Origin of the sequence: Dietzia sp. KRD202, from assembly GCF_017168155.1 — a bacterium.
In the GTDB taxonomy this organism is placed as follows: Bacteria; Actinomycetota; Actinomycetes; order Mycobacteriales; family Mycobacteriaceae; genus Dietzia; species Dietzia kunjamensis.
Window position 1 is genome coordinate 49,688 of record NZ_JABFAN010000012.1, and the last position, 20,745, is coordinate 70,432.

Here is a 20,745-nt window from a genome sequence, read left to right on the forward strand (position 1 = left end):
ACGCCGACCCCCGAGCCCGCACCGTCACCGACCGGGGTCCCCCCGGCCCCCGACCTGCAGGACATGCTGGACTCCCTCACCTCGGAGTTCAGCTCGCTGATCCCACCCGAGGGGCAGCCCGGTGGGGGCCAGGGGCAAGGTCAGGACGAGGTGCAGGGCCAGGGACAGGCGCAGGGCCAAGGTCGAGACCAGGCGCAGGGCCAGGCCCGGGGCGCGGCCGAGGACCGTGTCGTTCCCGTTCCCGCCCGGTGGGCAGGGGTCGACGGATGACCACGCCTTCCGTCCTGGCCGGGCGCTACGAGATCGGTGAGCCCCTCGGTTACGGCGGCATGTCCGAGGTCCGTCGCGGGCGCGACACTGTCCTCGGCCGGGACGTGGCCGTCAAGATCATGCGCCCGGAACTGGCCCGCGACGAGACCTTCTACCAGCGCTTCCGCCGGGAGGCCCAGAACTCGGCATCGCTGAACCATTCGTCGATCGTGGCGATCTACGACCAGGGGGAGGAGCACACCGCCGACGGTTCGCTGCCCTACATCGTGATGGAGGTGGTCGAGGGCGACACCCTCCGCGACATCGTCAGGATGGACGGCCCCATGGAGGTCGAGCGTGCCCTCGGCGTGATGGCCGATGTCTGCGGTGCGCTGGACTTCTCCCACAAGAAGGGCATCGTCCACCGGGACGTCAAGCCGGCGAACATCATGATCTCGCGCGACGGCGCGGTCAAGGTCATGGACTTCGGCATCGCGCGCGCCCTCAGTGACTCCAGCTCGACCCTCACCAACACCTCGTCGGTCCTCGGCACCGCCCAGTACCTCAGCCCCGAGCAGGCGCGCGGCGAGACCGTGGACGCCCGCTCCGATCTGTACTCCGCGGGCTGCGTGCTGTACGAGATGGTCGCCGGCGTACCGCCGTTCACCGGCGAGTCCCCCGTGGCGGTGGCCTATCAGCACGTCCGCGAATCCCCCGCGCCGCCGTCCGCGGTCAACCCGGAGGTGAGCCGCTACGTCGACGCGGTGGTCATGCAGGCGATGGCCAAGAACCCCGAGAACAGGTACACCTCCGCGGGGGAGATGCGCACCGACCTGCTCACGGTGCTCACCGGCGGCCGCCCGGCGGCGCCCCTGGTGCTGACCGACGACGAGCTCGACGACGACCAGCGCCCCGACGCCCCCCACGGGTTCACCGGCGCGGGATACGGAACCGGCGCGTCCCGCTGGTCACCCGGTGATGCGCCCACCGAGGCACACGACCTGCCGGAGCTGGCCGGTCGTGCCGCCGGCGCGGGTGCTCCTGCTGGCGCAGCCGGTGCCGGTGCCGGTGCCGGTGCCGCGCGTCCCGCCTCCCATCGCGGAGACGCCCGACGCCGCGACGCCCGACCCGACGACGCTCGTCGCGGGCCACGCGGGGTGGCCATCGCGCTCGCCGCCCTGCTGGTGCTGGGAGGGATCGCGACGGTGTCGATCCTGGCGACCTCGGGCGACCGCGGCGGTGTCGCGCAGCAGCAGGAGGTCACCGTCCCCGAGGTCGCCCAGCGGCCGGTCGCCGAGGTGGTCGAGGAACTCACCTCGATCGGGCTCGAACCCGTGCAGACCCCGGCGCCGCACCCCCAGATCCCCGAGGGGCACGTCATCTCGTCCGACCCCATCGCCGGCAAGCGTCTCGCGGTGGGCTCCGAGATCAGCCTCGTGGTCTCGACCGGCAAGCCCATCCTCTCGGTGCCCAACGTGATGGGGATGTCCCCCGCCGATGCCCGGCTCACCCTCGAGGAGGCCGGGTTCCAGGTGGTCCCGGAGAACGAGGCCCGGCCGTCGACACCCGAGGACCAGGACAAGGTCGTCGACACCGAGCCCGGACCGGGTGCACAGGTGCCCTCCGACCGGCCGGTCCGGCTGACGGTGGGCTCCGGCCCCGAACAGCTCGCCGTGCCCGATGTCGTGGGGCAGTCCGCAGAGCCCGCGCGCGCGACCCTCGAGGCGGCGGGCTTCCGCGTGGACACCCAGCGGGTCGACGGCACCGCGCCCGAGGGCCAGGTCGTGGGCCAGTCCACGGCCGCGGGTCAGACCCAGCTCAAGGGCGCGACCATCACGCTCCAGGTCTCCGCCGGGAACCGGTTCGTCATGCCCAACCTCGTCGGCGACACCGTGGAGGAGGCCCTCGGCAAGCTCGAACGGGCCGGCTGGCGGGGCGACCGCGGGCAGCTGGTGGAGCTCCCGCAGAACGACCCCGACCTCAGCCGGGTGGGCCAGATCTGGTCGCAGCAGCCGCCCGTGGGCGAGGCCGGCGTCAACGACCAGGTCGTCGTCCGGGTGATCCGGTTCGGGCTGGTGCCCGGCCCGGGCTGACCGGGCGAGCTGACCAGCCGGTCAGGCCAGGGCGGCGCCGCGGGTCCGGTCGAGCTCGGATTCCAACCGCACGACCAGCGTCTCCGAGGGCCGCTCGCCGCACATCCCCAGCCAGTTGGCGAGCATCCGGTGTCCCCCGTCGCTCATCACCGATTCGGGGTGGAACTGCACCCCGTGGACGGGCATCTCGCGGTGACGCATCGCCATGACCAGGCCCGAACCGGTCCACGCGGTGGGAACCAGTTCGTGCGGGATCGTCTCCGGCAGGACCGTCAACGAGTGGTAGCGCGTGGCCGTGAACGGGCTGGGGATACCGGCGAGGACTCCCGAGTCGTCGTGCGTGACCTGACTGGTCTTGCCGTGCATGAGCTCGGCGGCCCGGTCGACCGTCGCGCCGAAGGCCTCCCCGATCGCCTGGTGGCCCAGGCACACTCCCAGCACCGGGACGCCCGCGTGTCCACAGACCCCGATCAGCGGGATCGTGGCCCCCGCCCTGTCCGGCGTTCCGGGACCCGGGCTGAGCAGGACTCCGTCGTACCCGCTGACCACGCTCTCCAGCCCGGCCACGTCATAGCGGCCGTCCGGGCCGGCGAGCCTGGGGTCGTCGTTCCGCCACACGTCGCACTCCGCGCCCAACTGGCCCAGGTACTGGACGAGGTTGTAGACGAAGCTGTCGTAGTTGTCGACGACGAGGATGCGCATAGACGCAGCGTACTGCCGTCGCACGGGTGAGCGTCGGGGGCGGGCTTGGTAGAGTGGCCCCGACATCCCCCACCAGTTCGAGGACTCCATGCCCAAGTCAAAGGTCCGGTCCAAGACCGAGTACACCGACGCGGCCGTCAGCCGCACCCCCGTCAAGGTCAAGGGGACCCCGACCGCGCGGTGGTACCTGGTGCTCATGCTCGCGCTGATGATCCTGGGCCTGCTCTGGCTGGTGACGTACTACATCGCCGGTGAGCGGATCCCGTTCATGGCCTCTCTCGAGACGTGGCAGAACTTCGCGATCGGTTTCGGTCTCGCGGTCGTGGGGCTCCTCATGACCATGAACTGGCGCTAGCCGGCCCGCCCGGCCGCACTCCCCGGGCACGTTCCGCCTGTTCCACAGGTTTATCCACAGGTCACCCCCCGCCCGACGCGGGGGGTGACCTGCATTTTCTCTGAGAACGCTGCATCCATGCAGGTCACGGGGCTCTGGTGAGGTAAAGAGGGGTCTCGACCCGCCTTTTCCACACCCCTCACACGCTGTGGAGAACTTCCTCCACACTGGGGATAACGCCTGTGTGTTGACGATGCCGACGACGCCGCAGGTCGGGACCGCGTCGACTCGAACGGCAGTCGAACTCCACCCGTGTTATTCATCCACAGTGTGGATAGCGCCTGTGGATAGGGGAGGATGTCCGGCATGAGTGGTGACGCCGTGTCGGGAGCCGGTCCGCGGGCGGCGTCGTGGTCACCCGGGGCCCTGTGGCCGGGCGTGCAGATCCTGCTCGGGGTGATCCTGGTGGTGATCGGCCTGCAGCGGCAGGATCCGCTCGCACTGCTGCTCACCGGCCCGGCGGCGCTGTTCCTCACCCTGTCGGGTGTGTCCCACCTGGTCCGGCGGCCCCGACTCGAGGTGGTGGACGGGCAGTTGGCGATCAAGAGGCTCCGCCGCGTGGACTTCGTCCCGCGGTCCGAGGTGGTGGAGGTTCGCCTGCTGGGGGTCTCCCGATGGGGGGCGCGGCAGCACCTGCTGCGACTCGAGTACACGGACGAGCGGGGTCGCGAACGACTGGACGTGTTCACCCGGCTCGATCTGGGGGCGGATCCACGGGACGTGGTCGACGCGCTGCACCGTCTGGGATTCGGGGCGGTCGGCCACGGCCGGTGAGGGTCAGACCGCTCCCGGCGGACGACGCGGGGGTCGGACGATGTGGGGGTCGACCGACGCGGGGTCAGACGCCGGTGGGAATCAGCGGGTGACGAGGAACCCGAACGTCATGGTGTCGGCCGCGAACCACCCGGCGGCACCGACCGACCCGACCACGACGAGGAAGCCGGCCCACGAGACGACCTCGCGGCCCGTGCGGCCCACACGCCGCGGCATCCGGCGTGGCACCACCACCAGAGCGAACGCGGCGACGGCGCCGGCCGCGAGCCCGCCCAGATGGGCCGCGAGCGAGATGCCGGGCACGAGGAAGCTCACGCCGACGTTGAGGACGAGCAACACCCCGATTCCCCTGACGTCGAGGCGCATCGACATCGCCACGATCGCGTACGCGCCCATCAGGCCGAAGATCGCCCCGGAAGCGCCGGCCGTGAGGGCGCCCTGGCCGTAGAACATCACGGCCACCGACCCGCCCAGCGCCGAGCCCAGGTAGAGGGCGAGGAAGCGGACGTGCCCGATGCTGCGCTCGATCCCCAGTCCGAGGATCCACAACATGTACATGTTGAGCAGCAGGTGCATCGGGCCGAAGTGCTGGAACGCCGAGGTGAGCAGACGCCACCACTCGTCCCGGGCCGCCACCAGCGGCGGGAAGAGCGCCGTGGCCTCGAACAACGGCGACGCGTTGTTGGTCAGGAAGCTGCGCGCCTGCACGACGGTGGCGGCGTAGACGGCCAGGTTGGCGGTGATGATCCACGCCGTGACCGGCTGGAGGCGGAAGAATCTCGCGACCGCGCCACCGCGTCGGGTCTGGGTGCTCATGTCTCCCGGTTATCCGTGCTGCGTCTCGTTCGTGCGGTGTCCCGTCCCCGCCTTGTCCCTGCCGCGTGCCGGCCCTGCCGCGCTGCGGACAGACCGGCGGCGCGGGTCCGGGAATCCGGAACCCGCGCCGCCGGTCGACCGGGACCGCTCGGTCAGGAGATCTCGATCGACTCGATGACGACGTCGTCGGTCGGCCGGTCCATCGCACCGGTCTTGGTAGTCGCGATGGCGTCGACGACCTTGCGCGACTCCTCGTCGGCGACCTTGCCGAAGATCGTGTGGCGGTTGTTCAGGTGCGGCGTGGCGCCGACGGTGATGAAGAACTGCGAACCGTTGGTGCCCGGGCCGGCGTTGGCCATGGCCAGCAGGTAGGGCTCGGAGAACTGCAGCTCCGGGTGGAACTCGTCCTTGAACTGGTAGCCCGGTCCGCCCCGGCCGGTGCCGGTGGGGTCCCCGCCCTGGATCATGAACCCGGAGATGACGCGGTGGAAGATCGAGCCGTCGTAGAACGGTCCGCTCTTCTCACCCTTGGCGTTGGCCTGGGAGTAGTCCTTGGAGCCGTCGGCGAGACCGACGAAGTTCGAGACCGTCTCCGGGGCGTGGTTGCCGTACAGCTCGATGACGATGTCACCACGGTTGGTGTGGATGGTTGCCTTCTGCGTTGCGATGCTCACGCCACCCATCCTGCCACGCCGCAGGGACCGATGTCGGCGAGGTGGTGGTCGGTGTCGGGCCGCTGTGCCACCATCTACCCATGAGCAAACGAAGCGATCGCGCCGACGAGCGTAGGGCCGTCAAGCAGGCGCAAAAGGACCTGGACAAGGCCGGCACCGCCGCCCGGAAGGCGTTCGACCTCAAGGACCCCCGCTTCCTGGGCGAGGCAGCAGTCGCCGCCACCCGTGGACCGGTCGGCCTGGCCCTCTTCGGTGCCAGCCGCGGTATCCAGGTGATCCGGGATCGTCGCGCCGAGCAGGCCGAGCTCCTGGGCGATCTCGCCGCGGACGCGAGGCAGCACGCCTCCGCGCTGCGAGAGCAGACGTCGGCTCTGGCCACGCCGCCCCAGAAGCGCAACCCGCTGCGCCGCTTCGCGCCGCTGTGGATCGTGGGCCTCGCCGGCGGCGCCGCCGTCGCGGGTGCCACGGCCTATTTCCTTCGTGGCCAGGGCTCGCCCACCTCGCCGTCGGCGAGGCCCACGATCCACAGCGGCGCGAAGCCCCGCCGCGGACACCCACCCCGGCAGAGGCGGCCGCCGAGGGGCGCGACCAGACGACCGGCTCGGCGCCCGCGGCCACGACCGGCCCCGGCGTGACGGGTGACCCCGTGGGTTCAGAGACCGGTGAGGACCTGACGATCGAGTCCGCCGATCCCGAGGGGCCCTCGGACCAGTCCGCCGACACCTCCCCCGCCGCGGGCAGCGCGGTACCCGGTCCGGCGGCCGGGTCCGCACCGCAGCCCTCGGACGACCAGCCGGTCGGAGAGGCGTCCACGGACGGGACCGCGACCGACAAGTGATCGACCGGGACCCGATCCCCGACGACTCCACAGCCGACGACACCGCACTCGAGGTCATCGCGTCGAGCCTGCCCGAACTGGGTCCCCTGGACGTCCACGCGCTGTACAAACTGCGTGTGGACGTCTTCGTCGCGGAACAGGACTGCCCGTACGCCGAGATCGACGACGTCGACGCCGATCCCGGCACGATTCACCTGCTGGCCCGTGCACCGGACGGCGCGGTCGTCGCGACACTGCGGGTGTTCGGATCGGACGCGGGCGACGGGGTCATGCACATCGGACGTGTCTGCACGACGCCCGCCTGGCGGGGTCGGGGCATCGCGGCGCGGCTGATCCGCCGGGGGCTCGGGCTGTGCCGGGACCGGCCCGTGGAGATCGGGGCCCAGGCCTACCTGGAGAGGTGGTACGAGCAGTTCGGATTCGCGCGGTGCGGGCCGGACTATCTCGATGGGCGGATCCCGCATCTCCCCATGCGGCGCCACCTCCTAGAATGAGATCCGGCTCACCCCCTTCGATCCCTCCCGAGGACACACATGACGTCTGACGCTCCCTCCGGCTCGCTGGTCAAGGCTCTCCTCCCGGAGAGCGAGATGCCGACGCACTGGTACAACATCCAGGCCGATCTCCCCGAGCCCATGGCACCGCACCTGCACCCGGGGACCAAGGAGCCGCTCGGTCCCGAGGACCTCGCCCCGCTGTTCCCGATGTCGCTCATCGAGCAGGAGGTCACGCCGGAGCGCTACATCGAGATTCCCGAGGCGGTGCAGGAGATCTACCGGCTGTGGCGGCCGTCGCCCCTGATCCGTGCCCGCCGCCTGGAGAAGGCGCTCGGCACGTCGGCGCGGATCTACTACAAATACGAGGGCACCAGCCCGGTCGGCTCGCACAAACCCAACACCGCGGTCGCACAGGCCTATTACAACGCCGCCGAGGGCATCACCAAGCTCACCACCGAGACCGGCGCCGGCCAGTGGGGCGCCTCTCTGGCGTTCGCCGGTCAGGCCTTCGGCATCGAGGTGGAGGTGTGGCAGGTCAAGGCCTCGTTCGAGTCCAAGCCGTACCGCCGGATGCTCATGGAGACCTTCGGCGCCTCGGTCCACCCGAGCCCGTCGGACCTGACCGAGGCGGGACGCTCGTTCCTGGCCAAGGACCCGGACACCCCCGGTTCGCTCGGCATGGCGGTCTCCGAGGCCGTCGAGGTGGCCGCCGGCGACCCCGAGGCCCGCTACTCACTGGGGTCGGTGCTCAACCACGTGTGTCTGCACCAGACCGTGATCGGTGAGGAGGCCCTCAAGCAGCTGGGCATGTTCGGCGAGGACGCGCCCGACTACGTGTACGGCTGCGCCGGTGGCGGCTCCAACCTCGCCGGGTTGGCCTTCCCGTTCATCCGCGAGAACCTCGCCGGTGCCCGGACGCAGATCATCGCCGTCGAGCCCACGGCGTGTCCGTCGCTGACCGAGGGCGAGTTCCGGTACGACCATGGTGACGTCGCCGGCCTGACCCCTCTGATGAAGATGTACACCCTCGGTCAGGACTTCGTCCCGGACCCCATCCATTCCGGTGGCCTGCGCTACCACGGCATGGCGCCGCTGGTCAGCCACGTCAAGCACCTGGGCCTGCTCGATTCCATGGCGGTGGAGCAGAACGTCGCGTTCGCCGCGGGCGTGGAGTTCGCCAAGGCGGAGGGCATCGTCCCCGCACCCGAGTCGACGCACGCCCTCGCCGGTGCGATGGCCAAGGCCCGCGAACACACCGGTGAGGCCGGCACCGGACCGTCGATCGTGATCGGCCTCTCCGGTCACGGCTTCCTCGACCTCCCCGCGTACGAGTCCTTCATCCGCGGTGAGATGGGCTGACGCCTCCGAAGACCCCCCGACCGTTCCACACCCTCGATCACAGGAGCCCCCCTATGACCAAGACCATCGACTTCACCGACCGCGTCGCGATCATCACCGGCGCCGGCGGCGGCCTCGGCCGCGCCTACGCGCTCGCGCTGGCCGAGCGTGGCGCCAAGGTCGTCGTCAACGACCTGGGCGGCGACGTCCACGGCGAAGGTGGCACCCCCTCCCTGGCGCAGCAGGTCGTCGACGAGATCACGGCCGCCGGTGGCGAGGCCATCGTCGACGGCAACGACATCACCGACGAGGCCGCCGTCGCGTCCCTCGTGTCGACGGTGATCGACAAGTGGGGCCGCATCGACGTGCTCATCAACAACGCCGGCATCCTGCGGGACAAGTCGTTCGCCAAGATGGAGATGGACGACTTCCGCAAGGTCGTCGAGGTGCACCTCATGGGATCGGTCAACTGCACCAAGGCCGTGTGGCCGCACATGGCCGAGGCGGGCTACGGACGCATCCTCATGACCGCCTCCACCTCCGGTATCTACGGCAACTTCGGCCAGGCCAACTACGGCGCCGCCAAGTCCGGGCTCGTCGGTCTGATGAACGTCCTGGCGATCGAGGGCGCCAAGAAGAACATCAAGGTCAACGCGATCGCCCCCACCGCGGCCACGCGGATGACCGAGGATCTGCTGCCGCAGCGGGTGCTCGACATCATGGGCCCGGAGACCATCGCCCCCGGCGCCCTGTTCATGGTCAGCGAGGACGCCCCGACCAAGACCATCCTCGGTGCCGGCGCCGGCGTGTTCGCTGTGTCCCAGATGGTCGAGTCGCGGGGCGTCTACCTCCCCGACGACGCGCGCACCCCCGAGGTCGTCGCCGAGCGTTGGAACGAGATCGCGGACGTCACCGACGCCAACCCCCTGGAGTCGGCTTTCGAGCAGACCTCCAAGTACGCCGCGCTCGCCGCCCGCGAGCTGGGCCTGCACCTGGAGAGCTGAGGAAGGGCCGCCGCCGCGACACCCCGCCACCCCGGCACCCGCCGGAGCCCCCGCCGTCGAGAAGAGCGCTGGGCGGCGCGGCCAGCGCGGGCGGGGCGAGCGGGGGTCACTCCTGGTCGGCGAACTGCGTCTCGTAGAGCTCCGCGTAGCGACCGCCGGCTGCGAGGAGCTCGGCGTGCGTGCCCGACTCGACCACCCGGCCGGCCTCGAGGACGAGGATCGTGTCGGCGGCGCGCACCGTCGACAGCCGGTGGGCGATCACCAACGACGTGCGATCGGCCATCGCCTCGCTCAGCGCCTCCTGGACGGCGGACTCGTTGGTGGAGTCCAACGCACTGGTGGCCTCGTCCAGCACCACCACCGACGGGGCGGCGATCAGCAGCCGCGCGATGGTCAGTCGCTGACGCTCACCTCCCGACAGCCGGTAGCCGCGATCGCCGATGACGGTGTCGAGACCGTCCGGCAGCGACCGCACGAGATCCTCGAGCCGGGCCCGGCGCAGCGCGTCCCAGACGAGGTCATCGGAGACCTCCGGCCGCGCGAAGGTGAGGTTGGAGCGGATCGTGTCGTGGAAGAGGTGGCCGTCCTGGGTGACCATGCCCACCGTGCGCCGCAGCGACGACGAGGTGACCCGACGCACGTCGAGTCCCGACACCCGCACCGCACCCGAGTCGACGTCGTACAGACGCGGCAGCAGGGAGGCGATCGTGGACTTGCCCGCGCCGGACGACCCGACCAGGGCGATCATCTGTCCCGGTTCGGCGCGGAAGGAGATCCCGTGCAGGACCTCCTGGCCGCCGCGGGTGTCGAGGACCGCGACCTCCTCGAGCGAGGCGAGGGAGACCTTGTCCGCCGAGGGATAGGAGAACGTGACGTCGTCGAACTCGATGGTCGCCGGGCCCTTCGGGATGGCGACGGCGTCGGGGGCGTCGGAGATGAGCGGTTCCAGGTCGAGGACCTCGAAGACCCGCTCGAAGCTGACGATGGCCGTGACGACGTCCATCGGCGCGTTGGCCAGGGAGGTCAACGGGCCGTACAGGCGGGTGAGAAGCAGCGCGAGGGCCACGACGGACCCCGCGTCGAGGGCGCCGTTGAGTGCGAACCACCCGCCGAGCCCGTAGACGAGCGCCAGCGCCAGCGTGGACACCAGGGTCAGCGAGTTCATGAACACACTCATGAGCAGCGCGGTCCGCACGCCGATGCCGCGGACCCGGCCCGCGCGGGCGGAGAACTCCGCCGACTCCGTCTCCGGACGTCCGAAGAGCTTGACCAGGGTCGCGCCGCCGGCGTTGAACCGCTCGGTCATCTGGTCGTTCATCGACGCGTTGAGATCCGAGGCCTCGCGGCGGAGCCGCGCGAGCCGCTTGCCCACGTAGCGGGCCGGGAACAGGAAGATCGGCAGCAGCAGGACGGACAGGACGGTGAGCTGCCAGTTGATACCGGCCATCACGGCCAACGTGAGTACGAGCTGCACCAGGTTCGACACGACCCCGGACAGCGTGTCCGAGAACGCCCGCTGGGCACCCATCACGTCGTTGTTGAGGCGACTGACCAGCGCGCCGGTGCGGGTGCGCATAAAAAAGGCGACCGGCATCGTCTGGACGTGGTCGAACACCGCGCGGCGCAGGTCGAGGATGAGCCCCTCCCCGATCCGTGCGGACCACAACCGGGTGACGACCGCGACGATCGCCTCGATGATCCCGATCGCGGCGATGGCGAGCGCGAGGCCGATCACGACCCGGACCGGCGAGGCCTCGACGATCGCGGTGACCACGCGGCCCGCGAGCAGCGGTGTCGCCACGGCGAGGGTGGCCCCGAAGACGGAGAGCACCAGGAAGAAGACGATGCGCCGGGTGTGCGGGCGGGCGAACTGTCCGATCCTGCGGAAGTTCTCGCGGGTGAACACACTGCGGTCCAACGCGATGTTGTTGTTCTCGGCCCGCATCAGCGTGCGCATGGCGGCCTGCTGCATCGTCACGTAGCGGTACTCCTCCCGCGCCGGAGAGGGGCCCCGACGACCGTTCGGTACAACCCGGCACGGGGCCCACGTATTCCGGCCCGCGACCGCGGTGGCGTTCCTCGTCGTCGTCGTCCCGATCCGGTCTTTGGACAAAATCTGGGGTGATGTCTAGACACGGCGGGGGAATTTGTCTAATGTCAGGGGCAACACAGTGGCATACGCCACATCCTGTTGACCCGGAGGTCGTCTGCGATGTCCAGCACCGAGTACATCAGCCCCCCCGACGGGGCACCGCACACCCATCACGAGGGGGACGCCGCCGTCGAGCCCTACGCGTGGACCGACGCCAAGCGGTACCTGTGGCTGCTCGGACTCATCCCCGCGATGGGTCTGTTCGTGTCGATGCCGATCGTCGCCGGGTTCAACGCCCTCGGCTGGGGCGTGGCGGCCACCGTCGCCTGGTTCCTCCTCCCCTTCCTCGTCTACGTCGCGATCCCCCTCGGGGACCTCGCCGTCGGCGCCGACGGTGAGAACCCGCCCGACGAGGTCATGGACAAGCTCGAGGCCGACCCGTTCTACCGGTGGTGCACGTACCTGTACATCCCCTTCCAGTACGCGTCCCTCATCGCGGCCGCCTACCTCTGGTCCGCCGACGACCTGTCGTGGCTGGGCTACGACGGGGGACTCGGGATCGCCGCCTCGATCGGCGTCGCCTGGACCGTCGCGATCACCGGCGGGATCGGGATCAACACCGCCCACGAGCTCGGGCACAAGATCGCCGGCAGCGAGAAGTGGCTGTCCAAGGTCGCCCTGGCCACCACCGGCTACGGACACTTCTTCATCGAGCACAACCGCGGACACCACGCGCGAGTCGCCACCCCCGAGGACCCGGCCAGCTCGCGCTTCGGCGAGTCGTTCTGGGCCTTCCTCCCGCGCAGTGTGTTCGGGTCGCTGACGTCGGCCTGGCACCTGGAGTCCGAGCGTCTCGGGCGGCTGGGCAAGAGCCCGTGGACCCTGCGCAACGACAACCTCAACGCCTGGCTCATGACGGTCGTGCTCTTCGGCGGACTCATCGCCGTGTTCGGCTGGGAGATCGCGCCGTGGCTCATCGTGCAGGCCGTCTTCGGCTTCTCCCTGCTGGAGGTCGTCAACTACCTCGAGCACTACGGCCTGCTCCGCCAGAAGACCTCCGCGGGTCGCTACCAGCGCTGCCGCCCGGAGCACTCGTGGAACTCCGACCACCTGGTGACCAACATCTTCCTCTACCACCTGCAACGTCACTCCGACCACCACGCCAACCCCATGCGTCGCTACCAGGTACTGCGCAGCTTCGAGCAGGCCCCGCAGCTGCCCTCGGGCTACGCCACGATGATGGTCCTGGCCTACGTGCCGCCGCTGTGGCGCAAGGTCATGGACAAGCGCGTCCTGGCCCACTACGACGGCGACATCACCCGCGCCAACATCCAGCCGTCCAAGCGCGAGAGGATCCTCGCCCGGCACGGCGCCGGGTCGACGGCGGTCGCCGAGCAGATCGTCGCGGACACCGACATCGCGACCGATCAGACCTCACCGACCGGTGAGTACGTGTGCCCCAACTGCGGGAACCACTACTCGGAGGCCGCCGGGCTGCCGCGCGAGGGTTTCCCCGCCGGGACCCCGTGGTCGGCCATCCCCGACAGCTGGCGGTGCTCGGACTGCGGCGTCCGCGACAAGGTGGACTTCCTGCCCGTGAAGTGACCCCCGCGTGCGGGGCTCCGATCGGCCCTCCGCCGCCCGGCCCACGGGATCAGGAACAATGGACACCATGCCCCGTCACCGCCCCACAAGTGACCGACGCTCCCCCGGCGACCCCCGCGGGGAGCGTCGGTCACTGCGCTCCACCGTGTTCGAGGCCATGCACGAGCTGCTGGGCTCGCACGACTGGTCCTCGGTGACCATGTCCGACGTGGCCAAGGCCGCCGGTCTCAGCCGGCAGACCCTGTACAGCACCTTCGGCAACCGTCAGGGACTGGCCCAGGCGTACGCACTCCAGCTGTCGGAGACCTTCGCCGGGGAGATCCGCGACTCGATCATCCGCCACCCGGGGCAGATCGAGACCGCGCTGAACGAGGGGATCAACGGGTTCCTCCTGTCGAGCCAGAACGACCCGCTGGTCCGCGCCCTGCTCACCGGCGACATCAAGCCGGACCTCCTGCGCCTCATAACGACCGAGGCCGGGCCGCTCATCGAACGGGCCACCGAGGTGCTCACCCCCGCCCTGTCCGACAGCTGGATGCGCATCGAGGAAGCCCAGGCACGGCTCGCGGCGTCGATCATCGCCCGGATCGGCATCAGCTTCATCTCACTGCCGCCCAACGACCCCGACCAGCTGGCGTCGGGCCTCACCGAGGTCATCGCCCCGTACCTCCAGAAGGTCATCCAGGTCGACATCCAGGGGTGAGCCCCCGGCCCCGCGGGGCCGGGGCGCTCTACGCGCCGTCGGCGATGGTCGACCGCGCACCCGGCTGTCCCGGCACCGGGACGCTCGCCTCGAGGAACAGTCCCCGCGCCTCCACGCACAGCCGGTCGCCGGCGTGGATGGTGGCGTGCGTCCACGTCTTGCGGCCGTCGACCTCGTGCACCCAGGCCCGGAACGTCAGCGGCTGGAGCAGCGGCGTGGGCGAGCGATAGTCGATCTCGTAGTGCGCCGTCATCCCGAAGCGGCCACCCCAGTGGTTGGCGAAGCCCATCATGTGGTCGATGACGAGCGCGCTGATCCCCCCGTGGACACATCCCGGCGGGCCCTGGTAGACGGGACCGAGGGTCACCTCCGCCATCACCGACCCGTCGTCACAGCCGTGGAACTGCACCGGCGGGGCGATCGGGTTCTCCTGCCCGGCGACCGGGTTGGAGCGACGGGTCCCGGCACCGGTCCACATGTTCTCCAGCCGACGTGAGGGCGATGGGACTCGCGGTTCCAGCAGATCAGCGACCTCGGCCAGGCGGTCGGCGATGTCCCCGAGCTCGACCTCGGAGTGCGCCAACGCCGCCGTCGCCTCCCGCAACCTGCGCAGTTCGGCCACCGCGCGGTCCAACTCCGGGTCCGCCGGCGGCAGCTCGGGGACGGGGATCGGGTCGAAGGAGTCCCCGAACCGGCTCCGCGCGGCGTCGAGGGAGAACTGGTCCGGATCCAACCCCGGGAGGGGTACTCCACCGAATCCGGGACGATCGCTCTGTTTGGTCATACTCTTAGAGTATGTCGACACCTGTCAATCCGAAGCCGTTCGATCCCGTTACCTATGGCCCGTGGGCCCTCGTCGTGGGCGGAAGTGAGGGCGTGGGCGCCGAGATCGCGTTCCGCCTCGCCGATCAGGGAGTGTCCTCCGTGCTCGTCGCCCGCAAGGCCGGGCCCCTCGAGGAGACCGCCGAGGCCGTCCGCGCCAAGGGCGTCGAGTGCCGGGTCGTGTCCGTCGACCTCACCGAGCCCGGCGCCACCGAGGGCATCGCCGCGGCCTGCGAGGGCCTCGACCTGGGGCTGCTCGTCCTCAACGCCGGCGCCAACACGTACGGCTCCGAGTTCGTCGAGTCCGACATGACCCAGGTTCAGAAGGTCATCGACCTCAACATCACCTCGCCGATGCAGATCATCCGGCAGTTCGGCCCCGCCCTCAAGGCCCGCGGCCGCGGCGGCATCGTGGTGATGGGCTCGATGGCCGGCTACCTCGGCCACGCCGACATGAGCGTGTACTCCGCGGCCAAGGCGTTCAGCCGGGTCTTCGTCGAGGGCCTGTGGCTCGAGATGCGCGAGCACGGCGTCGACGTCGTCGAGGTCATCCTCGGCGTCGTCCGCACCCCCGCGATGATCCGCGCCGGCCTGGACATGGACCTGCCCGGCTTCACCGTCAGCGAGCCCACCGAGGTCGCCGAGGAGGTCCTGGCGTCCATCGGCAACGGCCCGATCCACGTCTGCGGCGGCGAGAACAACCGCAAGGGCGTCGAGTTCTCCTCCGGCGTCGACCGGGGCCGGATCGTGGCCGGATCCCACAAGCGGATGAAGGCGCTGCGCGGGAACTGAAGTCCGACGCGACGCGCGCGTCGGTGCCCGGCCGCGGTCAGCCCTCGATGGGCCGGCCGCGGTCGGCGTCCCGGATACCCCTCGGCTCGATGAACAACGCCTGAGCCGTCGCGCAGAGGGTCTCGCCGGTGTGGAGGGTCGCGGTCGCCCAGATCTTGCGGCCCTCCACCCGTTCCTGCCGCGCCTCGAACCGCAGCGGGGCGAACAGCGGCGTCGGCGACTCATACGAGATGCGCAGGTCCGCGGTCATGCCGACACTCTCCGACGCGGCGTTCGCCAGCCCCAGCATCTCGTCGAAGATCAGCGCGACGATCCCGCCGTGGACGCAGCCGGGAGGCCCCTGGTACTCGATACCCAGGGTGAGGGCGGCCCGCACGGTCGCATCGGGGAACACCACCGGCTCCAGCGGCGGGGACACCGGGTTCCGGCTGCCGATCGCCGGGTTGGCCGCCAGGTGCTCCGGCACACCCCAGGTGGCGTACTCCGACGGCCGCACCACGGTGCCCACGGTCTCGAGGTGCTCGACCAACCCGCGCACGGTGGCCACGGCGTCGTGGACGTCCTCGTAGACGGACCCGGCGACCAGGCCGCGGAGTCGGCGCAGCTCGCGGGCCAGCTCGGTCGCGCCGGACGCATCGGGGTCCTGGCGCAGGAAGGGAGTGCCCTCATCGCTCGCACCGGCGGGGTCCGCGGTGCCGAGGGGGCGGTCGCCCGGGGCGGGGTCGGAAGGGCCGGAGTCGGTCGTCACGGCAACAGAATCTACTCTGCGCCCCGGGGTCAGCCCTCGCCCGCGCCCTCATCCCGGTGCTGCCGGTACGCCGCCACCCACTCCGCGGGCATGACGAACAGCCCCTCGGCGGTGGCGCAGAGGCGATCTCCCGCGTGGACCGCGCCCTGCGACCACACCTTCCGGCCGTCCACCCGGACCTGACGGGCGGTCACCACGATCGGCTCGAGGATGGGCGTGGGGCTGCGGTAGTCCAGGTCCAGGTACATCGTCATCCCGGTGGTCCCCGCGTGGTGGTTGACCCGGCCCAGCGCCGCGTCGAACAGCAGGGCCACGACACCGCCGTGAACACACCCCGGGGGGCCCTGGTACTCCAGCCCGAGCGTCATCTCGGCCCTGAGCGTCCCGTCGTCCAGCAACTCGAACCCCGCCGGCGGGGCGAGGACGTTGGACCGGCCGATGATCGGGCAGTTCGAGGCGTACCGACGCTCCCGCCAGTTGACCTCCTGCCGCTGCTCGGGGCTCGCCGACGCGGCCTCCAGCTCATCGGCCACCCTGCGGATCCGATCGGTCAGCGGGCCCAGGTCGGTGTCGAACATGCCGCCGGTGGTGAGCGCGCGGATCCGGCGCACCTGCTCCACCAGGGCGTAGAGGCCGGCCTCGTCGTCGTCGTCCCTGTCGACCGGACGGCCAGTACCGCGCGCCGGGTCCAACGGCCCCAGATCCACCGTCGGCCGGTCACGCCGCACGATGGTCACCGGCTCATTCATGCCGGCGCCGACCCGGTCACATCGCCGGCCGCCACCGTGTCGGTGACCCCGGCCGCACCGCGGCCCGCACGCCGGCCGAAGAACGAGCCGTCGCCCAGAGAGGTCCCCGAGATGTACCCGTCGCCGTGCAGACCGTGCGTGCACCGCCCGGCGGCGAACAGGCCCGGGATCGCCTCACCCGCGCGGTCGAGCACCCGCGACTGCAGGTCCGTGTGGAGTCCGCCGAGCGTGAACCCCTGCGCCTTGAGCGGCAGGCCGTTGAAGGTGTCCGGCCCCCCGGCACCCGTCGGATAGGCACCGAACGGCGGCTCGAGCGGGCGCACCCACCGGGCGTTCTTTCCGAACTGCGGGTCCTCGCCACGCTCGGCGCCGGCGTTGTATCGGCGCAGCTGGTCGGCCAGCGCATCGGCGGGCAACCCACAGTCGGCCGCGAGCTCCTCGATGGTCTCGGCGGCGTGCATGGGCTGCATACCCCACAGCTCGGACTCCGGGACGTCCTCGATGCCCTTCTCGTCGATGATCACCCACACCGGCGGGCGGCGGTGATACACGGCCGCGTGGCAGTACAGGCCCGGGTAGACCTCCTCGTTGATGAAGCGCTGCCCGTCGCCGTCGACGAGCATCGCGCCCACCACCAGGCGGGGGATGACGAGCATCGCGGTCTCGGTCTGGTGCATGCGGCGCACGGCCGCGCCGGCCTCGATGCCCATCTCGATGCCGGAGCCGTCGTCGCGGCCGTCGGAGACCTTGTCCTTGCCCAGCTGCTGCGGCGCCCACTGTTCGAGCATCCGGTCGTTGTCCACGAACCCGCCCGTCGCCAGCACGACGCCGCCGGTGGCGCGGTACTCGCGTTCCTCGGAGAACTGCGTGGCCCGGACGCCCACCACACGTCCGTCCTCGACGATGAGCGAACGCGCCTTGACGTCGCACTGCAGGTCGACGCCGGCCTTCTGCGCCGTGGCCACGAGGGAGTCCATGAGCACGTTCCCGGCGAAGTTCGGGGCGGGCGGCCGGTGACCGCGCGCTGCCGGGGTGGCCAGGGACGCGTAGGGCTCCGCCCGCTCCCCCATCCACATCAGGCCCGAGTCGTCGCCCGGCATCCAGGTGGGGGTGTCCCACAACTTCCGGTTGAACACCGCTCCGTGCGAGATCAGCCAGTCGTGGTGCTCGACGGCCCCCGCGCAGTAGTCGGCGATCTTCACCTCGTCGGCGTTGGGCCCGAGCGCGGCCAGGAGGAACGCGCGCATGTCCTCCTCGGTGTCGGCGATGCCCAGGGCCTGCTGGGTGGCCGTGCCGCCCCCCAGGTAGACCTCGCCGCCCGACTGCGCCGAGGAGCCGCCCGGTCCGGAGGCGCCCTCCAGAGCGATGACCGTCGACCCGGCCTCGGCGGCCTCGATCGCCGCGCAGGCGCCGGCGATTCCCATCCCCACCACGATGACGTCCGCCGTCATCACGGCGGGACGGTTGTCTGCACTCTTGTCCGTCATGGTGTGCACACTACTTGTAACGTGTTTCAGTTAGTGCATTAATGTCGGGTTCATGATTGATGGTTCCGACACCGCCCGTCTGGACGCGCTCGAGGCGAGGCTCACCTCGACCGAGACCGGTCTCGCCACCGCACGGGCCGAGCTGGCCCGCGCGGCCGATGAGCTGGCCGTACTGCGGTTGCTGGCCTCCTACTCCCCCCGCGTCGACTCCGGCGACGCCGAGGGCGTGGCCGAACTGTGGACCGACGACGGCGTCTACGACGTGGACACCGGCGTACTCGAGGGGCACGAGGGGCTGCGGGAGATGGTGCACGGGGACGCGCACCAGGGACTCATCGCGCACGGCTGCGGTCACGTCCCCAGCCTGCCGGTGGTGCTGCTGGACGGGGATCGCGCGGTGGCGACCGGGTACACGCAGCTCGTGGTGCGCTCGTCGCGTCCGGGCCGCTACACGGTGATTCGGGTGACGGCGAGTCGGTGGGAGCTGGAGCGGCGCGGCCGGGTGGACGCTCCGGACCGCGGGTGGCGGGTCGTGCTGCGCACCGCGCGCGCGGTGACCGACGACGGCGAGGGTCGGGCCCTCCTGGGACGGTCCCGCGAGAGGTAGCCTGGCAGCCATGTACCGCCGACGCCCCGCGGCCCCGGGCCCGACACCGGATCCCACCCTGCGCGCGGGCCGCCTCGCGCTGCTGACCACGTCCGCGGTCCACCTGGGATTCCAGTCGATGGTCACCTCGGTGGTCTATCCCCAGCTGTTCGACGGTTCCACCCACGGCATCGCCGAGCGCCAGGCCGATCACGCCCGCCGCATCGCCCCCGTCGCCCTCACGCTGTACGCGACGGGCCTCGGGGCGGCGGCCTGGGCGGCCTACGGGTCGGTCCGCTCGGCCGAGCGCAGCGGTCTGGGGGCCACCCTCCTCGCGTGCGCCACGGGCGTCGCCGTCCCGGCCATCACCGCCGGAGTGGTCCCGCTGCACATGGGGATCGCCCGGGAGCAGGTGACCGGGCCGCGCATCAGAGCGCTGATGGCCACGGACAGGCTCCGCACGGGACTGGCGGCACTGGGGCTGGCGGCGGCCGCTCAGGCGCTGAGCAGTCGCGACTAGTCGCGGGACCCCGACCGCCGGGCCCGTCCGCCCGCTCCCGGCCGCGCCACCGCGACCAGGGCACCCACCGCGATCACGCCGACCGCGAGCGCCAGCACGTGGTACGCCGGGATCAGTCCGATGCCCTCGGCGATGACCGCGGCGATCACCGCCGGCACGCCGAGCGAGATGTAGGCCACCACGAACAGGGCCGAGAACACCTGTCCCCGCACCGCCGGCGGTGCGCTCTGCGCGACCAGGGTGTTGCCCATGAGGAACAGCAGGCCCATCCCGAGGCCGGTGAGCCCCGCGGCGGCGATGAAGCCGACGACCGTGCGGGCCTCCAGTGAGACCGAGGCGACGACGAGCCCCGCGACGAGGGCGAGCACTCCCAGGACCACACCGTGCCGCCACCGCGACGGCGAGGACCGCAGGTTCCACACCAACTGTGCGACCCCGGCCGCCGCCTGCAGGGCCGCGACGACCAGGCCGGTCACGAGGTAGTCCGAGACGCCCATGAGGTCACGGGCGATCGCGCCGCCGAGACCGAGGAACACCCCGCCGACGGACCACGAGACGATCACGCACACCGCGGCCAGCGCGAAGACCGACCGGACCTGCGGCGGCACCGACGGCGGACGTACCCGCAGCGCCTCGCGCAGCGTCCCCGATCCGCCGGCGGTCTCGGGGACGATCGTGGCGACGCCGATGAGCAGTGCGACCGTGGCCGCCCCGATGACGAGGTAGGGGTGGACGAGGGGCGACGACGACGAGGTGGCCACCAGCCCGGCGAGAAGCACCCCGGCCGCGATGCCGAAGTTGGTGGTGGAGCTACTGGTCAGGGCACCGACCCGCGAATCCCGGGTCGGATGGAGCTCGATCAGTGCGGCGGTCGCCGACCCGGTGATGAGACCCACCGCCAGACCCTGGATGACGCGGGCCGCGATCAGCCAGGCCACGGATCCGGCGGCGGCGAGCATGCCCATGCTCACCGCGAGCAGCGTCAGGCCGGCCAGGATGACCGGGCGACGCCCGATCGCGTCGGAGACCCTGCCGAGGAACAGCAGGGGGACGAGGACCGCGAGGGCGTACACCGCGTAGACCACGGTGATGGTGGTGCCGCCGACGCCCCAGTCCTGCTGGTAGTCGACGTACAGCGGTGACGGGGTGGCACTGGACGCGAGGGCGACTGTCACCACGAGGGCCATGAGCACGAACGGGGGCCACGACGCGCGAGGGGTGGGGTGCACGGTCTCCCTATCCGCCGGGGAGGGCGCCTGCCG

General features: G+C 70.9%; 22 protein-coding genes and 1 pseudogene. 14 read left to right on the forward strand and 9 right to left on the reverse strand.

Translation table 11 applies throughout. The features are described 5' to 3' along the window. Both J1M64_RS08550 and pknB read left to right on the forward strand, forming a co-directional pair. A pseudogene (locus tag J1M64_RS08550) lies at positions 1–270 on the forward strand (hypothetical protein); the annotation flags it as partial. Then, positions 267–2,342 (forward strand): Stk1 family PASTA domain-containing Ser/Thr kinase, encoded by a 2,076-nt coding sequence (gene pknB, locus J1M64_RS08555; protein WP_206473883.1) that lies wholly within the window; start codon positions 267–269, stop codon positions 2,340–2,342. The pseudogene J1M64_RS08550 and the gene pknB, both read left to right, overlap by 4 nt. A gap of 21 nt (positions 2,343–2,363) precedes the next feature. Here the strand turns inward: pknB and J1M64_RS08560 are convergent, their stop codons facing one another. Continuing rightward, on the reverse strand, positions 2,364–3,044 hold the full coding sequence (locus J1M64_RS08560; RefSeq protein WP_185952167.1) for an aminodeoxychorismate/anthranilate synthase component II: 681 nt from the start codon (positions 3,042–3,044) through the stop codon (positions 2,364–2,366). Positions 3,045–3,132: 88 nt separating this feature from the next. On the opposite strand from J1M64_RS08560, the gene crgA reads away from it, so the two are divergent. Both crgA and J1M64_RS08570 read left to right on the forward strand, forming a co-directional pair. Further along, entirely contained in the window at positions 3,133–3,399 is a 267-nt protein-coding gene (gene crgA, locus J1M64_RS08565) for a cell division protein CrgA (RefSeq protein ID WP_067716511.1), read from the forward strand. Between the two features lie 345 nt (positions 3,400–3,744). After that, a complete protein-coding gene (locus J1M64_RS08570) occupies positions 3,745–4,212 on the forward strand; it encodes a PH domain-containing protein (protein ID WP_206473884.1) in 468 nt (155 codons plus the stop codon). 81 nt (positions 4,213–4,293) lie between these two features. On the opposite strand, the gene J1M64_RS08575 is transcribed toward J1M64_RS08570, so the two are convergent. Both J1M64_RS08575 and J1M64_RS08580 read right to left on the reverse strand, forming a co-directional pair. Beyond that, positions 4,294–5,028 carry a rhomboid family intramembrane serine protease gene (locus J1M64_RS08575; protein WP_154830883.1) on the reverse strand — a complete coding sequence of 245 codons (735 nt, stop codon included), beginning with the start codon at positions 5,026–5,028 and terminating at the stop codon, positions 4,294–4,296. A gap of 152 nt (positions 5,029–5,180) precedes the next feature. Beyond that, the gene (locus J1M64_RS08580; protein WP_167457879.1) at positions 5,181–5,711 is read right to left on the reverse strand and encodes a peptidylprolyl isomerase; all 531 of its coding nucleotides are present in this window, start codon (positions 5,709–5,711) and stop codon (positions 5,181–5,183) included. Positions 5,712–5,782: 71 nt separating this feature from the next. Here J1M64_RS08580 and J1M64_RS08585 point away from each other — a divergent pair, with 71 nt between their 5' ends. The 5 genes from J1M64_RS08585 to J1M64_RS08600 are packed head-to-tail and all read left to right on the forward strand — an operon-like array spanning position 5,783 to position 9,379. Then, a complete protein-coding gene (locus J1M64_RS08585; RefSeq protein WP_241261321.1) occupies positions 5,783–6,337 on the forward strand; it encodes a hypothetical protein in 555 nt (184 codons plus the stop codon). An 11-nt stretch (positions 6,338–6,348) separates the two neighbouring features. Next, positions 6,349–6,540 (forward strand): hypothetical protein, encoded by a 192-nt coding sequence (locus J1M64_RS19825; protein WP_241261322.1) that lies wholly within the window; start codon positions 6,349–6,351, stop codon positions 6,538–6,540. Continuing rightward, positions 6,537–7,034, forward strand: a complete 498-nt coding sequence (locus tag J1M64_RS08590; RefSeq protein WP_307872400.1) for a GNAT family N-acetyltransferase — start codon at positions 6,537–6,539, stop codon at positions 7,032–7,034. Before J1M64_RS19825 ends, J1M64_RS08590 begins: the two co-directional genes overlap by 4 nt. A 39-nt stretch (positions 7,035–7,073) precedes the next feature. Next, entirely contained in the window at positions 7,074–8,396 is a 1,323-nt protein-coding gene (locus J1M64_RS08595) for a TrpB-like pyridoxal phosphate-dependent enzyme (protein ID WP_119193455.1), read from the forward strand. Between the two features lie 53 nt (positions 8,397–8,449). Continuing rightward, the gene (locus J1M64_RS08600) at positions 8,450–9,379 is read left to right on the forward strand and encodes an SDR family oxidoreductase (RefSeq protein ID WP_067716521.1); all 930 of its coding nucleotides are present in this window, start codon (positions 8,450–8,452) and stop codon (positions 9,377–9,379) included. Between the two features lie 106 nt (positions 9,380–9,485). Here J1M64_RS08600 and J1M64_RS08605 read toward each other — a convergent pair whose 3' ends face one another. Continuing rightward, the gene (locus J1M64_RS08605) at positions 9,486–11,351 is read right to left on the reverse strand and encodes an ABC transporter ATP-binding protein (protein WP_206473978.1); all 1,866 of its coding nucleotides are present in this window, start codon (positions 11,349–11,351) and stop codon (positions 9,486–9,488) included. A 240-nt stretch (positions 11,352–11,591) separates the two neighbouring features. On the opposite strand from J1M64_RS08605, the gene J1M64_RS08610 reads away from it, so the two are divergent. Both J1M64_RS08610 and J1M64_RS08615 read left to right on the forward strand, forming a co-directional pair. Then, on the forward strand, positions 11,592–13,076 hold the full coding sequence (locus J1M64_RS08610; RefSeq protein WP_206473885.1) for a fatty acid desaturase: 1,485 nt from the start codon (positions 11,592–11,594) through the stop codon (positions 13,074–13,076). A gap of 67 nt (positions 13,077–13,143) precedes the next feature. Continuing rightward, complete coding sequence (locus J1M64_RS08615; protein WP_241261323.1) at positions 13,144–13,779, forward strand: TetR/AcrR family transcriptional regulator; 636 nt, start codon at positions 13,144–13,146, stop codon at positions 13,777–13,779. A 28-nt stretch (positions 13,780–13,807) separates the two neighbouring features. Here J1M64_RS08615 and J1M64_RS08620 read toward each other — a convergent pair whose 3' ends face one another. Then, positions 13,808–14,563 (reverse strand): PaaI family thioesterase, encoded by a 756-nt coding sequence (locus J1M64_RS08620; RefSeq protein ID WP_206473887.1) that lies wholly within the window; start codon positions 14,561–14,563, stop codon positions 13,808–13,810. 11 nt (positions 14,564–14,574) lie between these two features. Between J1M64_RS08620 and J1M64_RS08625 the strand changes: the two genes are divergently transcribed. After that, complete coding sequence (locus tag J1M64_RS08625) at positions 14,575–15,393, forward strand: SDR family oxidoreductase (protein ID WP_240341479.1); 819 nt, start codon at positions 14,575–14,577, stop codon at positions 15,391–15,393. Between the two features lie 37 nt (positions 15,394–15,430). On the opposite strand, the gene J1M64_RS08630 is transcribed toward J1M64_RS08625, so the two are convergent. Genes J1M64_RS08630 through J1M64_RS08640 form a run of 3 tightly spaced genes read right to left on the reverse strand, consistent with a single transcriptional unit; the run spans position 15,431 to position 18,377 of the window. Further along, positions 15,431–16,141 carry a PaaI family thioesterase gene (locus J1M64_RS08630; RefSeq protein ID WP_206473888.1) on the reverse strand — a complete coding sequence of 237 codons (711 nt, stop codon included), beginning with the start codon at positions 16,139–16,141 and terminating at the stop codon, positions 15,431–15,433. A 29-nt stretch (positions 16,142–16,170) separates the two neighbouring features. Then, positions 16,171–16,890 (reverse strand): PaaI family thioesterase, encoded by a 720-nt coding sequence (locus J1M64_RS08635; RefSeq protein WP_206473889.1) that lies wholly within the window; start codon positions 16,888–16,890, stop codon positions 16,171–16,173. After that, on the reverse strand, positions 16,887–18,377 hold the full coding sequence (locus J1M64_RS08640; RefSeq protein WP_206473890.1) for an FAD-dependent oxidoreductase: 1,491 nt from the start codon (positions 18,375–18,377) through the stop codon (positions 16,887–16,889). The genes J1M64_RS08635 and J1M64_RS08640 overlap by 4 nt, the downstream gene beginning before the upstream one ends. A 52-nt stretch (positions 18,378–18,429) precedes the next feature. On the opposite strand from J1M64_RS08640, the gene J1M64_RS08645 reads away from it, so the two are divergent. After that, positions 18,430–18,984, forward strand: coding sequence for a nuclear transport factor 2 family protein (locus J1M64_RS08645; protein ID WP_206473891.1), 555 nt, complete (start codon positions 18,430–18,432; stop codon positions 18,982–18,984). Positions 18,985–18,994: 10 nt separating this feature from the next. After that, positions 18,995–19,483 carry a hypothetical protein gene (locus J1M64_RS08650; RefSeq protein WP_206473892.1) on the forward strand — a complete coding sequence of 163 codons (489 nt, stop codon included), beginning with the start codon at positions 18,995–18,997 and terminating at the stop codon, positions 19,481–19,483. Here the strand turns inward: J1M64_RS08650 and J1M64_RS08655 are convergent. Beyond that, positions 19,480–20,745, reverse strand: a 1,266-nt coding sequence (locus J1M64_RS08655) for an MFS transporter (protein WP_206473893.1), incomplete at its 5' end; no start/stop codon positions are given. The two genes, J1M64_RS08650 and J1M64_RS08655, sit on opposite strands and share 4 nt — an antisense overlap.

Excerpts from the sequence above, each read along its gene's own strand:
- pknB (WP_206473883.1), top strand. The coding sequence starts at position 267 with ATGACCACGCCTTCCGTCCTGGCCGGGCGCTACGAGATCGGTGAGCCC.
- J1M64_RS08560 (WP_185952167.1), bottom strand. The coding sequence starts at position 3,044 with ATGCGCATCCTCGTCGTCGACAACTACGACAGCTTCGTCTACAACCTC.
- crgA (WP_067716511.1), top strand. The coding sequence starts at position 3,133 with ATGCCCAAGTCAAAGGTCCGGTCCAAGACCGAGTACACCGACGCGGCC.
- J1M64_RS08570 (WP_206473884.1), top strand. The coding sequence starts at position 3,745 with ATGAGTGGTGACGCCGTGTCGGGAGCCGGTCCGCGGGCGGCGTCGTGG.
- J1M64_RS08575 (WP_154830883.1), bottom strand. The coding sequence starts at position 5,028 with ATGAGCACCCAGACCCGACGCGGTGGCGCGGTCGCGAGATTCTTCCGC.
- J1M64_RS08580 (WP_167457879.1), bottom strand. The coding sequence starts at position 5,711 with ATGGGTGGCGTGAGCATCGCAACGCAGAAGGCAACCATCCACACCAAC.
- J1M64_RS08585 (WP_241261321.1), top strand. The coding sequence starts at position 5,783 with ATGAGCAAACGAAGCGATCGCGCCGACGAGCGTAGGGCCGTCAAGCAG.
- J1M64_RS08595 (WP_119193455.1), top strand. The coding sequence starts at position 7,074 with ATGACGTCTGACGCTCCCTCCGGCTCGCTGGTCAAGGCTCTCCTCCCG.
- J1M64_RS08600 (WP_067716521.1), top strand. The coding sequence starts at position 8,450 with ATGACCAAGACCATCGACTTCACCGACCGCGTCGCGATCATCACCGGC.
- J1M64_RS08605 (WP_206473978.1), bottom strand. The coding sequence starts at position 11,351 with ATGCAGCAGGCCGCCATGCGCACGCTGATGCGGGCCGAGAACAACAAC.
- J1M64_RS08610 (WP_206473885.1), top strand. The coding sequence starts at position 11,592 with ATGTCCAGCACCGAGTACATCAGCCCCCCCGACGGGGCACCGCACACC.
- J1M64_RS08615 (WP_241261323.1), top strand. The coding sequence starts at position 13,144 with ATGCCCCGTCACCGCCCCACAAGTGACCGACGCTCCCCCGGCGACCCC.
- J1M64_RS08620 (WP_206473887.1), bottom strand. The coding sequence starts at position 14,563 with ATGACCAAACAGAGCGATCGTCCCGGATTCGGTGGAGTACCCCTCCCG.
- J1M64_RS08625 (WP_240341479.1), top strand. The coding sequence starts at position 14,575 with ATGTCGACACCTGTCAATCCGAAGCCGTTCGATCCCGTTACCTATGGC.
- J1M64_RS08635 (WP_206473889.1), bottom strand. The coding sequence starts at position 16,890 with ATGAATGAGCCGGTGACCATCGTGCGGCGTGACCGGCCGACGGTGGAT.
- J1M64_RS08640 (WP_206473890.1), bottom strand. The coding sequence starts at position 18,377 with ATGACGGACAAGAGTGCAGACAACCGTCCCGCCGTGATGACGGCGGAC.
- J1M64_RS08645 (WP_206473891.1), top strand. The coding sequence starts at position 18,430 with ATGATTGATGGTTCCGACACCGCCCGTCTGGACGCGCTCGAGGCGAGG.
- J1M64_RS08650 (WP_206473892.1), top strand. The coding sequence starts at position 18,995 with ATGTACCGCCGACGCCCCGCGGCCCCGGGCCCGACACCGGATCCCACC.